At 64.3% G+C, this 13,717-nt stretch carries 10 protein-coding genes; 3 read left to right on the forward strand and 7 right to left on the reverse strand.

Translation table 11 applies throughout. The features are described 5' to 3' along the window. Positions 1-121 precede the first annotated feature (121 nt). Complete coding sequence (gene malQ / locus NLN62_RS28755) at positions 122-2,077, forward strand: 4-alpha-glucanotransferase (RefSeq protein ID WP_254111121.1); 1,956 nt, start codon at positions 122-124, stop codon at positions 2,075-2,077. Positions 2,078-2,114: 37 nt separating this feature from the next. Continuing rightward, positions 2,115-3,920, forward strand: a complete 1,806-nt coding sequence (locus NLN62_RS28760; protein WP_254113742.1) for a glycoside hydrolase family 15 protein — start codon at positions 2,115-2,117, stop codon at positions 3,918-3,920. A gap of 22 nt (positions 3,921-3,942) precedes the next feature. Here NLN62_RS28760 and NLN62_RS28765 read toward each other — a convergent pair whose 3' ends face one another. The 7 genes from NLN62_RS28765 to NLN62_RS28795 form a co-directional block, all read right to left on the reverse strand. Then, positions 3,943-4,995, reverse strand: a complete 1,053-nt coding sequence (locus tag NLN62_RS28765) for a medium chain dehydrogenase/reductase family protein (protein ID WP_254111122.1) — start codon at positions 4,993-4,995, stop codon at positions 3,943-3,945. 233 nt (positions 4,996-5,228) lie between these two features. Further along, complete coding sequence (locus tag NLN62_RS28770) at positions 5,229-6,041, reverse strand: HAD family hydrolase (RefSeq protein ID WP_254111123.1); 813 nt, start codon at positions 6,039-6,041, stop codon at positions 5,229-5,231. After that, on the reverse strand, positions 6,038-6,580 hold the full coding sequence (locus tag NLN62_RS28775) for a gluconokinase (protein ID WP_254111124.1): 543 nt from the start codon (positions 6,578-6,580) through the stop codon (positions 6,038-6,040). The genes NLN62_RS28770 and NLN62_RS28775 overlap by 4 nt, the downstream gene beginning before the upstream one ends. Then, entirely contained in the window at positions 6,567-7,316 is a 750-nt protein-coding gene (pgl, locus tag NLN62_RS28780; RefSeq protein WP_254111125.1) for a 6-phosphogluconolactonase, read from the reverse strand. The genes NLN62_RS28775 and pgl overlap by 14 nt, the downstream gene beginning before the upstream one ends. Continuing rightward, on the reverse strand, positions 7,316-8,830 hold the full coding sequence (gene zwf, locus NLN62_RS28785; protein WP_027524659.1) for a glucose-6-phosphate dehydrogenase: 1,515 nt from the start codon (positions 8,828-8,830) through the stop codon (positions 7,316-7,318). The genes pgl and zwf overlap by 1 nt, the downstream gene beginning before the upstream one ends. A gap of 13 nt (positions 8,831-8,843) precedes the next feature. Continuing rightward, positions 8,844-9,845: a phosphogluconate dehydrogenase (NAD(+)-dependent, decarboxylating) gene (gene gnd, locus NLN62_RS28790; RefSeq protein WP_027524658.1), complete on the reverse strand. Its 1,002-nt coding sequence runs from the start codon at positions 9,843-9,845 to the stop codon at positions 8,844-8,846. A gap of 14 nt (positions 9,846-9,859) precedes the next feature. After that, positions 9,860-12,709, reverse strand: a complete 2,850-nt coding sequence (locus NLN62_RS28795; RefSeq protein ID WP_254111126.1) for a bifunctional transaldolase/phosoglucose isomerase — start codon at positions 12,707-12,709, stop codon at positions 9,860-9,862. A 425-nt stretch (positions 12,710-13,134) separates the two neighbouring features. On the opposite strand from NLN62_RS28795, the gene NLN62_RS28800 reads away from it, so the two are divergent. Then, complete coding sequence (locus NLN62_RS28800) at positions 13,135-13,593, forward strand: hypothetical protein (RefSeq protein ID WP_371933034.1); 459 nt, start codon at positions 13,135-13,137, stop codon at positions 13,591-13,593. Positions 13,594-13,717 lie beyond the last annotated feature (124 nt).

Raw genomic sequence — 13,717 nt, forward strand, 5'->3', positions numbered from 1 at the left:
TGTCATTAGTTCCCGTCAGGAACGATAGCCGCTGTCAGCGCGTTAATCTGGACTATCCTATTCCTCCGTCTCACAAAAATGAATGCCGCCCGCTCTTGGTGGCCTGCAAACTGCGTGCCGAATGGATCATTTAGCTGAAGCCGGAACCAAGGGCGTCCAGTCCGAATTCGTGGATGCCTTGGGCAAGCTGCGGGTCACGGCGCCCGATGCCCTCGCGTCGATCCTCAATGCCCTGCCGGAGAAGCGCGCCTACCTCTTCGTCAGCGGTGCTGTCGTGGTTCGCACCGGCCGGCAGTCATGCACCGACCTCACCGAGGCTGCCGAGGCCCCGCTGCGTTGGTCCGTCGCCAATGGCACCGTGCTGGTCGCGCAGGGCGAGGCGCGCGAGCGCGTCATTGTCTGGCCCGACAATCTGCCGTCGGGCTACCATCGGCTGAAACTCGTCGATGCGTCCGGGGCCGAGGAAGAGGTGCCGCTGATCGTGGCGCCCGAGCGCGCTTTCGCCGGTGATTTCGACCGCGGCTGGCTCCTTGCGGTGCAACTCTACAGCGTCCGCTCCGCGCGCAATTGGGGCATCGGCGATTTCACGGACCTGGCCGATCTCGTTGCGCTTGCCAACGAGCTCGGCGCCGATGGCGTCGGCCTCAACCCGCTGCATACGCTGTTCGACGACCGGCCGTCCGATTGCAGCCCCTATTCGCCGAACAGCCGGCTGTTCCTCAATCCGCTCTACATCGACGTCGAGGAGATTCCGGAGTATTCGCCCGAGCTGCTGCCGGAGGCGCGCGCGACCGCGGCATCCTTGCGTGAAGGCGACCGCGTCCGGTATCGCGAGGCAGGGCCACTGAAATGGCGCGGCCTGCGCGCCGCGTTCGAGGCGTTCAAGGCCAAGGCCGGTCCCGGGCGGCGCCAGGCATTCGATGCCTTCCGCCTCGAGCGGGGTCCCCTGTTGTCGCACTTTGCCTGTTTCGAGGTGCTGCGCCATCGCTTCACGGGACGACCGTGGTGGGAATGGCCGTCGGAGTGGCAGCGGCCGGACGAGACGAAATGCGCGGAGCTGCGCACAGGCCCCGATCACGACGAGGTCGAGTTCGTCGAGTTCGTGCAATGGACGGCCGATCGGCAGCTACAGGCGGCCAAGGAGCTCGCAGGCCAGCTCGGCATGAAGGTCGGGCTCTATCTCGACGTCGCCGTCGGCGTGCAGTCCGATGGGTTCGACGCCTGGAACGAGCAGGGCGCAATCTCCCGCCATCTCGCGGTCGGCGCGCCGCCCGATGTGCTGAACACGGTGGGCCAGGATTGGGGCCTCGCCGGCTTCAATGCCGGCGGCCTCGAGGCGCAGTCGTTCGTGCCGTTCGCTGACATGGTGGCCGCCTCGATGCGCCATGCCGGCGCGATCCGGCTCGATCACGTGCTCGGGCTGAAGCGGCTCTACCTCGTGCCGCGCGGTTTCAAGCCGGATAACGGCGCCTATGTGCAGATGCCGTTCGAGGCGCTGCTGGCGGCGGTCGCGCGTGAGAGCGCCGCTCACAAATGTATCGTGATCGGCGAGGACCTCGGCACCGTGCCCGAAGGTTTTCGCGAGACCATGCAGGACTGGGGCATCTGGTCCTATCTCGTGATGATGTTCGAGCGCGATGACGCCGGCCGCTTCCGCAATCTCGATCATTACCGTTCCAACGCGCTGGTCACGTTGAACACGCATGATCTCTGTACCTATGCCGGCTGGCGCTCGTTCAGCGATCTCAAGATGAAGCTCTCGCTCGGGCTCGATCCCGGCGAGAACGAGGAGGCGCGCTGGCACGCCCTCGGGATGCTCGACGAGATCCTGCGCTTCAACTCCATTCAAGCCAATGATCTCTATTCTGTGCTGGCCTTCCTGTCCCGGACGCCATCGCGCCTTCTCGCGGTGTCGCTCGAAGATCTCCTTGGCGTGGTCGACCAGCCCAACATCCCCGGCACGATCGACGAGCACCCCAACTGGCGCCAGCGGCTGCCGGTCGTGCTGGACAAGATTGCGTCGAGCATCGATCGCGCCGCTCTGAAAGCAGCAACGCGGGAGCGCTCGCACCGTTAGAGTCCGGCAACGACAATTTCAGGTGGGTCACACGGAATTGTCACAGAAGATCGAAGACTATGCGCTGATCGGCGATTGCGAGACCGCGGCCCTCGTCGGCCGCGACGGCTCGATCGACTGGCTGTGCTGGCCCGCCTTCGATTCCGACGCCTGCTTTGCTGCGATCCTCGGCACCAGAAGGAACGGGCGCTGGCAGATTGCCCCAAGCGAAGCACTCACGGCCCGCTCCCGCCGCTATCTCGGCAGCACGCTGATCCTTGAGACCCGTTTCGAAACGGCCGGCGGCTCTGTCGCCTTGATCGACTTCATGCCGCCGCGCGGCAAGGCGTCCGACATCGTGCGGCTGGTACGCGGCCTGAAAGGCCGCGTCAAGCTCAGGATGGAGCTCATCATCCGCTTCGGCTTCGGCGTCGATATTCCCTGGGTCAGGCGGACCGAGGATCGATCCGCCGTGCTTGCGATCTGCGGGCAGGACATGACGGTGCTCCGCACGCCCGTTGAGACTCGCGGCGAGGATCTGACCACCGTGGCTGAGTTCGAGGTCAACGCGGGCGAGACAGTTCCGTTCGTGCTGACCTATGGCCCGTCGCATCTCGCGCCGCCCGAGGCAATTGACCCCGAGCGCGCATTCGCGGAGACAGAAGCCTTCTGGAAGGACTGGTGCAGCCACGGCAATCGCGACGGCGAGTATCACGATCTCATCATGCGTTCGCTGATCACGTTGAAGGCACTGACTTTCGCTCCGACCGGCGGCATCGTCGCGGCGCCCACGACCTCGCTGCCCGAGAAGCTCGGTGGCGCCAGAAACTGGGACTACCGCTTCTGCTGGCTGCGCGATGCGACCTTCACGCTGCTCGCGCTGATGAACTCGGGCTATACCGAGGAAGCATCCGCCTGGCATAGTTGGCTGCTGCGCGCGGCCGCCGGTGCGCCGGACCGCATGCAGATCATGTACGGAATCTGGGGCCAAAGGCGGCTGCTCGAATGGGAGGCGGAATGGCTCGACGGCTATGAGGGCGCGAAGCCGGTTCGCGTCGGTAATGCCGCGCACGCGCAATTGCAGCTCGACGTCTATGGCGAGCTGATCGACGCGCTCCACCAGTCGCGCATGGCGAAGCTGAAGCTTGACGACCAGAGCTGGGCGCTGGAATGCACCGTGCTTCAGCACCTGGCCGAGGTCTGGGACCATCCCGACCACGGCATCTGGGAGCGGCGCGATAAGCCCAAGCATTACGTCTTCTCGAAGGTGATGACCTGGGTTGCCTTCGACCGTGGTATCAAGAGCGCCGAGACCTTCGGCTTCAAGGCGCCGGTATTGCACTGGTGTACCTTGCGCGATGCCATCCACCGCGATGTATGCCAGAAGGGCTTTGATGCGCAGTTGAACAGCTTCGTCGAATCCTACGGCTCGAAACTGCTCGATGCCAGCTTGCTGTTATTGCCCGCCGTCGGTTTTCTTCCGACAAACGACCCGCGCGTCCGCGGTACCATCGCGGCGGTCGAACAGCACCTGATGCGCGACGGATTTGTGCTGCGGCATGATCCCCGCGAAGTGTCCGAGGAGATCCAGCCGATCGAGGGTGCGTTTCTCGCCTGCAGCCTATGGCTTGCAGACGCCCATGCGCTCGCCGGCGACCTCGACAAGGCGCAAGTTCTGCTCGATCGCGTGGTCGGCATCGCCAACGACGTCGGACTTTTAGCGGAGGAATACGACTCTCTGGCGCGACGCCAGACCGGCAATTTCCCGCAAGCGCTGACCCACATCGCGCTGATCAATACGGCACACAATTTGTCGGCAGCGCGGACGCGCAGCGAGAAGCCGGCGGTGCAGCGGTCGCAGTGACTGCCGTGCCTCCTGTCGAAATTCAGGCTGCAGGCCTTGTCATGCCGGACGTCTGTGGCGCGAGATCCGGGCACAGCACGAGCTTGCCCTCTAGGCCACCGGCTTCGAGGTGTCGGTGCGCCTCGGCAACTTCATCCAGCGAGATCCGCGCGGCAATGCGCGGCTGGATGGCGCCACTGGCCAGCAGAGTGAACAGGCGCTTCAGGTCTTCCGTAAACCATTCAGGATGCTGCAGCCGCATCGCGTTGATCGAGTAGAAGAAGGCACGCCTGCCGCCGGGCAACCACCGCCAGAGATAGAGCCGCGCGATCCACATCAGCATGGTGAGCATCCGTTGCTGATCCTGCACGCCCGCCGAGTAGCCATAGGCGCAGAGCAGACCGCCGCGCTTGAGCGCTGAAAATGATCGGCGATAGCCATCCTCCCCGATGCCATCGAAGACGACATCAAATCCACCTGGCAGGACGCGCGTGAAGTCTTCGCGTTGATAATCAACCGGCGTGGCCCCGAGCTCGCGGATCAGCGCAGCGTGCCTTCCATCGGCTCCGCCCCACAGCTGAAGTCCGGCCATGCTACCGAGTACGAGAAGCGCCTGTCCGACCGCTCCGGCAGCACCATGCACCAGCACGCGCTGCCCCGGCTGCACCCGCGCGGCGCGGTGCAGGAGCTGATATGCGGTCATCCAGCTGAGGATCAGCGCCGCCGCTTGCGCCGAATCAATGCCCACCGGCACGCGGGTCAGGTGGCGCGCCTGGAGCGTGCGATAGGCAGCATTCGATCCGAGCACGGTCATGTCGGCCACACGGTCGCCAAGCTGAAATCCGCTCACGCGATCGCCGAGCTGATCGATTTCCCCAATAACATCGTAGCCCATGACCAGCGGTGGCCGACGGGAGGCGGTTTGCGGGTAAAGATGCCGTCGGATCAGAGTATCGGTGTATTCAAGCCCCGAGGCGAGCACACGGACCCGCACCTCGTCCGCTCCAGCCGTCGGCAGCGGGGCGTCGACGACTTCCAGCTCCTCAGGTCCGCCAAAGCGGCGAAGCTGAACAACGCGGTTGCGCGGTTCGATCACACGCCGATCCCTGCAAACTCAGATTCGAAAACTGCGTCACGAGTATTGCAATTTGATAGTCCGACACCCTCAGGTCTCTTGGAAAGAATCAGCTCGAAATCGGGTCTTGTAATTGATGCAGATCAATTCCGCTCGTGGGCCCATACCAGACATCGCGATCGGTCGCTTCAATGGACTTCTCGGCAGCAGAGTGGACGTCTCGGGAATTGCTTCAAGGATAACGAGCAAGCGCCTTAGCCGATCCCGTTCCGCTTCAGGATCATCTCGATCGCGCCGGCGAAGCCTTCCTGCTCGTTGGTCGCGGTCACGTGCAACGCCTGCTGCTTGACGTTGTCGGCGGCATTGCCCATGGCAAATGAAAGGCCGCTGATGCGGAACATCGCGAGGTCATTCTGCATGTCGCCGATGGTGGCGATCGCGTCAGTCGAGATGCCGAGGCGCTTGGCCATCGCCTGCACGAAGGTGCCCTTGTTGAAACCGGGCGGCGTGATGTCGAGGTAGTAGGTTTGCGAGCGGACCGCGGTCGCCTCGTCGCCGAGTGCCTCCTGCATCACCTTCTCGCAACGCTCAAGGCCCGCCGCATCGGCGCTCGCGCCGACGATCTTGCAGCCGTTCGCGAGGTATGGCGCAAAATCCGCCACGACGGTCGGGTCGGACCGAATGGTGTGCTGCTCGTGCGCGACGTAAGCGCCCTTTGGATTGTCAATCAGCCATTTGTCGGCGGTGAAGACCCAGATGTCGGCGCCGAACTCGCGGAGTATCTGCAGGCAGCGCTCGGCCGCCGCTTTCGGGATCAGGTGCTGCTCGACCGGCTTCATCTGTGGATCGATGATCGAGGAGCCGTTGAACGGGCCGACCGGCAGGGTGATCGCGAGCGGCTCGATCAAAAACCGCATGCCGATCGCAGGACGGCTCGAAGTGATGGTGAAACCGATGCCGGCCTTGTGCAGCAGCTGCACCGCGGCCCTGGCGCGGTCGGTCAGCGTCTTGTCCTTGGTCAGCAGCGTGCCGTCGACGTCGGAAACTACGAGTGAGATGGGCGTCATGACATGGCCTTGTGCTTCTCGCTGCCGAATTTCAACTGTCGCAAGACGCCATCCACGATCGTCTCGACGGTCTCGTCGATCGAGACCGTGATCACGTGTTCGCTCGCTTCCGGCGGCTCCAGTGTTTTGAACTGACTGGTGAGCAACTCGGGTGGCATGAAATGGCCCTTGCGGTGGGCGAGCCGGTCGGCGATCAGCTCCTGGGTGCCTTTCAGGAAGACGAAACGAACGTCGTCGCGGCCGCGCAGGAGCACGTCACGATAGGCGTGCTTCAGCGCCGAGCAGGCGATGATGACATGACCGTCCGCCTTGCAGGTGCGCTCGATCTCGTCGGCGATGGCATTGAGCCACGGCCAGCGGTCCTCATCGGTCAGCGGATGACCGGCGGCCATTTTTGCGACATTGCTCGCGGGGTGAAAGCTGTCGCCGTCCGCGAAACGCCAGCCGAGACGCTTGCCGAGTGCCTCCGCGACCGTGCTCTTGCCCGAGCCCGAGACGCCCATGACGATTAATGCGCAGGGTAGTTCAGTGCCCGCCACGAAAGTCCTCCGGAAGCGCGGCTTCGTCGACCAGCCAGACGGTCTCGCCGTTAGAGCGCGCGCGTGTTGCGGGCAGATTCTCGCCATTGAGCAGGCGCGTCAAGATCGGCCGCTTGCCGGCGCCTTCGATCTCAAACAGCATTTCGCGGCAGGAGGCGAGGGCCGGCAATGTCAGGGTCACCCGCGGCACGAAGGGCGCGACATTGGCCTTGGGCACGCCGACCACCCAGCGGTCGGCTTCCTCGATCGCGGGGTAGCCGGGAAACAGCGACGCGGTGTGGCCGTCGGGACCCGCGCCCATCAGGACGAGGTCGAACAGCGGCTTGGACGGGGCGAGACGGTCGGCCCCGTAGAACGTCTGCAGCTCCCGCGCATAGGCGGCCGCGCTCTCGTCCGGTCCACCGGCCGTGGTCGGGATGGGATGGATGTTGGCCGGCGGTGCATCGCGGTCGAGAAACGCCGCGCGCGCAACGTTCATGTTGTTGAGGGCATCGCTGTCCGGCACGAAGCGCTCGTCACCGATGAACCAGTGCACGCGCTCCCACGGAAGTTGGCTGCGATACGCGTCGCTTCCGAGCAACTGATAGAGTTGCTTCGGGCTCGATCCGCCGGTGAGGCAGATCGCGATGCGGCCCGGATTGGCCGATATCCGCGCCATCACCCGTTCGGCAGCTGCACGCGCGAGCGCCTCGCCATCAGCGACGACGATCAGCCTGGGCTGGTCAGCAGGTGCCATCAGGTGAACTTCCGCCAGCTTCGCCCGTCTCGCCTGAGCAATTCGTCGGCGCCGAGCGGGCCTTCGCTTCCAGCGCGGTAGAGTTCGAGGCCACTGGCGCCCGCCTTCCTCCATGCATCGAGTAGCGGCTGCACCGCCCGCCATCCCGCCTCGATGGCGTCGGCACGCTGGAACAGGATGTTATCGCCGATCATGCAGTCGTAGATCAGCGTCTCATAGCCGGTGCTGGGCTCGGCCTTGAAATAGTCCCCGTACCGAAATTTCATCTCGACGCCGTCGATCGAAACGCTGGGGCCAGGCAGCTTGGCGTTGAACTGCAGCTCGATACTTTCGGTCGGGGCAATACCGATGGTCAGGAAATTCTGCGACAGCCGATCGATCGGCGTGCCGCTGAACATCGCGAGCGGCGCCTGCTTGAACTTGATCGCCACTTCCGTGCGCTTGCTGGCGAGTGCCTTGCCGGTGCGCAGATAGAAAGGGACGCCGGCCCAGCGCCAATTGTCGATGGCGAGCTTCAGCGCGACAAAGGTCTCGGTGGTGCTGTCCCGATTGACCTCGGGAGTGCCGCGATAGTCGGAAAGCTCCTCGCTGCCGACACGGCCTCCCACATATTGCGCACGGATCGAGTTCTTCAGTGCTTCGGCCTCGCTCTGCGGTTGGATTGCTGCCAGCACCTCGGCCTTCTCGTTGCGCACCGCGCGCGCCTCGAAACGCGTTGGCGGCTCCATCGCAACCAGCGACAAGAGCTGGAACAGATGATTCGGCACCATGTCGCGCAATGCGCCGGTCGAATCGTAGAAGCCGCCGCGATGGCCGACGCCGAGCCGTTCCTCCACGGTGATCTGGATGTGATCGATATGGTTGCGATTCCAGATCGGCTCGAACATGCCGTTGGCAAAGCGCAGCACCAGGATGTTCTGCACCGTCTCTTTGCCGAGGTAGTGATCGATTCGGTAGATCTGGTGTTCCTCCATGATCTTCAGCAGCTCGGCATTCAGCGCGCGCGCCGAGGCGAGGTCGGTGCCGAAGGGCTTTTCGACCACGAGTCGCCGCCAGGCGCCGTTGTCTTCCTTCATCAGTCCGGTGCGGCCGAGCTCGCGCGCGGTCGGTGCAAACGCCGCCGGCGGGGTCGCGAGATAGAACAGCCGGTTGCCGCCGGTGCCGCGGGAGCATTCGAGCGCGTCCAGATGCTCGCGCAGCGCGTCGAAGGAGGGTGGATCCTTTGGGTCCGCCTCGACGAAGGTCACGCATTGCAGGAGTTGCTGGGCGACGACGTCGTCCACCGGACGGGTGGCATGCTCGCGCAGGCCCTTCAACAGGCCGTCGCGCAGCTCGTCATTCGACATACCCTTGCGGGCGGCGCCGACGACACAGAATTTCTCCGGCAACAGGTTCTCGGCGGCGAGATTGTAGAGCGACGGGATCACCAGGCGATGGGTCAGATCGCCGGTGACGCCGAAGATGACGAAGGCGCAATTTTCGGGTTTGCGTTGGGGCTGCGGATCTTTTGTCACGAATGGCCGGCCTTCAGGCTTTGGGCTTGGATGCACCCGGTTGTTTCGGCTCCTTGTGCCCTCCGAAGCCGGCACGCATGGCGGAGAGGATCTTCTCCGCAAAGGTATGCTCCTTGCGTGAGCGGAAGCGGGCAAACAAGGCCGCGGTCAGCACTTCGGCCGGCACCGCCTCGTCGATGGCCGCATTCACGGTCCAGCGCCCTTCGCCGGAATCCTCCACGAACCCCGAATACTCGGTCAGGGCCGGGCTGTCGGCGAGCGCGGTCGAGGTGAGGTCGAGCAGCCAGGACGGGATCACGCTGCCGCGCCGCCACACCTCGGCAATGTCGGCGAGATCGAAATTGAAACGATGATCCGCCGGCAGCGCCTCGATGTCAGCGTTCTTGAGGATGTCGAAACCCTCGGCATAGGCCTGCATCAGGCCGTACTCGATGCCGTTGTGGATCATCTTGACGAAATGACCGGCGCCGATCGGCCCGGCATGGATGTAGCCTTGCTCGATGCGGGGATCGCGGCCCTCACGTCCCGGCGTGCGCGGAATGTCACCTGCGCCCGGCGCCAGCGTGCCGAAGATCGGATCGAGCCGGTCGACGACGGCCTTGTCGCCACCGATCATCATGCAATAGCCGCGGTCGAGCCCCCAGACGCCGCCGGAGGTCCCGACGTCGACATAGTGGATGCCACGCTCCCTGAGCGCTTTGCCGCGGCGGACGTCGTCCTGCCAGAAGGTGTTGCCGCCGTCGATGATGACGTCGCCGGCTTGCATCAGCTTTGCGAGCGTCTCGATCGTCGTCTCGGTGATGCGGCCGGCGGGCAGCATCACCCAGGCGGTGCGCGGCTTGTCGAGCTTGGCGACGAACTCTTCCAGCGTGCTCGCGCCTTGCGCGCCGTCGGCGGCAAGATCGGCGACGGCCTTGGCGTCCTTGTCATAGACCACGGCCGAATGGCCATTCCGCATCAGCCGTCGGACAATGTTGCCGCCCATCCGGCCGAGGCCGATCATGCCGAGCTGCATTGACGTATCCTCTTTCAGTTCAACGCTTGCGAGAGCGCGGCGTTCAGCGCGGCAAGGCCTTTCTTCAGCCCGCCCTTCAGGTGCACGCGGAGCGCGCGCCGTCCGCGCTCGGTGAGCACGTCGAAGTCGCCGCGCGCCTGCGCCGCCTTGATGACGCCAAAGCTCGCCTTCTGGCCCGGCACCGGAAGGTCCTTGGCGTCGTCGGTCGTGATTTGCAGGAATACGCCGCTGTCGGGCCCGCCCTTGTAGGCCTGTCCGGTCGAATGCAGGAAGCGCGGACCGAATTCCGCGGCGGTGGCGACATGGCGCTTTTCGAGCACCTCCGTCCGCATCGCCTGCAAGGCCTCGATCGTGGCCTTGTCGCGCGCGATATAGCCGAGCAGCGCGACATAGTCGCCTTGCCCCGAGCGGCCGAGATGCGCTCTCAGCCACGAGGTGAGGTCGCCGTTCGCGCCGGCGGCACGGAGCGCCGCCGCATTGGTGTCGTCGGTGTAGAGATCGGCGTCCGCGGTGCTGACGACCGGCTTTTCGGGCGGCAGCGCGCCGGTCTTCTCGAACGCGGCGGTGAGCTCGCGGGTCTTGATCTTGGCTGCTTCCACGTCCGGCTGGTCGAACGGGTTGATGCCGAGGACGGAGCCCGCGACTGCGGTCGCCATCTCGAAGCGGAAGAACTCCTGGCCGAGATGGTCGACCGACTTCATGACGATACGCACCACGGGGTGACCCGCGCGCTCGAGCGCGGCGAGCTTCTCGTCGTGAGCCGCGTCCGTCTCACTCTCGGTACGGATATCGACGAAGAAGCGGTCGTTGCCGTAAACGTGCGGATCTCCGAGCGGTTCGCCGTCGATCGGGATCAGACCCTTGCCCTCCTTGCCGGTCGATTCCGCGATGAGCTGCTCGGCCCAGGCGCCGAAATCAGCGATCTTCTTCGACGAGAAGATGGTCACCTTGTCACGGCCCTCGAGGCCGGCGAGCCCCATGGCAAGGCCGAGCTGCACGCCGGGATTTTCATGCGGCGGCACGTCCGGTCCGCAGGAGCGCACCATGGCGAGCGTGTGCTTGATGAAGCTTCCGACATCGATGCCGGCAGTCGCGGCCGGCACGAGGCCAAAGGGCGAGAGCACCGAATAGCGTCCGCCGATCGAGGGCTCGCCGTAGAAGATGCGGGCATAGTTCAGAGTCTTGGCGGCCTTCTCCAGCGACGAGCCGGGGTCGGTAACCGCGATGAAACGATGGCCGGTCTTGACGGAGGAGCCGACCGCTTGCGCGACACGGTCGTAGAAATAGTCCTTCATCGCGTTCGGCTCAGTGGTGCCGCCGGACTTGCTGGATACGATGAACACGGTGTTGGCGATGTCGATCTTGGCTTCCATCGCCCGTACCTGCGCCGGGTCGGTGGAGTCGAGCACATGCAGCTTCGGGAAGCCCGCCTTCCGCGCAAACGTCTCGGCCAGCACTTCGGGCCCGAGGCTCGATCCCCCCATGCCGAGCACGACGGCGTCGGAGAATTTCTGGCCCTTCACGCGACCAGCGTAATCCGCATAGTCGGCGATGTCGGCCTTCACCGCGGAGTCGAGCCAGCCGAGCCACTTGTTCTCATCCGCGCTGGTCCAGACCGATTTGTCGTGCCGCCAGAGCCTGCGGATCTTTGCCGAGGCCCGCCACTCTTCGGTGTTCTTGGTCACGGCCTTGCCGAGGCCCTCGCCAAGGGCAAGGTGCTGGCGGTCGATCGCGGTCCCGAGCACGGTGGCGCGCTTGGAGGCGACCGCGCCATAGAGCTTGTCGGCGGCGTCGGCAAACAGCTTCACGCCCTCCTTGACGAGCTCCTCGGTGATCTCGTCGAGGGAGATGCCGGAGCGCTCGAGCTCCTCCAGCACGCGGGCAGCCTCCTCGACATTCTCCTCGAGGCTGTCGCGCAGCTTGCCGTGGTCGCGGAACGCATCGAGCGTCGCCGGCGGCACGGTGTTGATGGTGTTCGGGCCGATCAACTCCTCGACATAGAGGACGTCGCTATAGTCCTTGTTCTTGGTGCCGGTGGAGGCCCACAGCATCCGCTGTGGCCTCGCGCCCTTGGCGGCGAGCTTGTCCCAGCGTGGCCCGGAGAACAGGCGCTTGTAGTCCTGATAGGCGAGTTTTGCATTCGCGATCGCGACCTTGCCCTTGAGCGCCGCCAGGCGCTCCTTTTCGCTCGGGTCATTGGCGCGGGCGATCTTGTCGTCGAGCTGCTTGTCGACCACGGTGTCGATCCGGCTGACGAAGAAGCTTGCGACACTTGCGACATGCGACGGATCGCCGCCGCCGGCTACGTACTTCTCAAGGCCCGCAAGATAGGCCTCGGCAACCTCCAGATAGACCTCCTTGGAGAACAACAGGGTGATGTTGACGCTGATGCCTTCGCCGATGAGCTGCTCGATGGCCGGCAGGCCCTCCGGCGTCGCCGGCACCTTGATCATCAAGTTTTTGCGATCGACATCCTTCCAGAGCCGCCGGGCTTCCGCGACCGTCCCCTTGGTGTCCATCGCCAAATAGGGCGACACCTCCAGGCTGACGAAGCCGTCCTGGCCCTTCAGATGGTTATAGACCGGGCGCAGCACGTCGGCGGCATTCTGGATGTCCTCGACCGCGAGCTGCTCGAAGAGGTCGGCGACCGGACGGTCGCCGCGCTTCAGCGCCTTGCCGATCGGGGCGTCATATTCGTCCGAGCTGCCGATCGCCTTTTCGAAGATCGACGGGTTGGAGGTGACGCCCTTGACGCCGTCGGTCTCGATCAGCTGCTTCAGGTCGCCCTTCGCGATGAAGCCGCGGGCCAGGAAGTCCAGCCAGACGGCCTGTCCGTGCTTTTCCAGTTCTTTGACGGGATTCATGGTCTCTCTTTTCTCCGAGCCGGTGGCGGGCGAGGGGTTCCAGCGCCGGTCCTGACGCGCTATGGTGTGTTAACATGACCCTGGGAGGGAACCAATCAAGGGTAGTTGCGTCCTACTCTCGGCATAACTCTGTTGAGATCATAGCGATCCAGCCGATTGGTTGTCCGCTTGCGTGAAAGTCGTTGGCCGTAAGCGTTTCGGCCAGAGTCTGTAGCGTAGCGTCAGCCTTCGCTGAACGGAGTTTTGTCTCGCGGGCTCAAGCATTGTCCGTTGGGCGGGTGGCGTTAGTTCATTCATGAACTGCCATGCTGGGGGATAAGCATGCACGCAAATTCTGGCGGCCGTGCGATTGCCGTCACGCCGCGTGGATCGGCCTCTCCTGCCGGGCTTGAAGCGTCCGACGATCTCGAGATCTTGCCTTCGAGTTGTGGGGTGGACTCGGCGCCTATGAACGGGCGGCAGGCTGCGCGGGTGTCGTGCTGTTCGGGCTCGTCACCTGCCGGCTGATATGGATGTTGCCGGCCGAGCGGGGGCCGGTCGTCATCGTCAGCCGTTACGGCATCCGCGACTTGCGTATCGGCAATGAATTCCTGCTCTGGGACTCGATCGAAGACGTTTCGGTGCGCGAAAGCCGCGGATGCAAAACCGTTGTGCTGACGCCGACGCCGGCGCTGCGGCGGCGACTTCGCTGCGTCAGGAGCAGACGCGCGATCTCGCCACAGAGCGATACGGATTTCATCGTCATCGATCCGGCTGGGCTGGCGACGGACCTCGCGACGCTCCTGCGAGCCTGCCAGGCTTGTCACGACGCGAGCGAGCGGCGCACCGCATTGCAACAGAAGAGCCGTCACGACGCTCAAAGCTTCGCCGTCAAAGCGTCATAAGTTTGCCGTCGGCGGGCCGCTATGCTGCGCTGCCGGATGGACACATCCCCGGTAATGCCCGGATGTTGCGGTGGGGCGACATTTGCTGGAAATTAGCGAGTACGGGTATAGATTCGCATAAATA

The organism is Bradyrhizobium sp. CCGUVB23, from assembly GCF_024199885.1.
GTDB lineage: Bacteria > Pseudomonadota > Alphaproteobacteria > Rhizobiales > Xanthobacteraceae > Bradyrhizobium.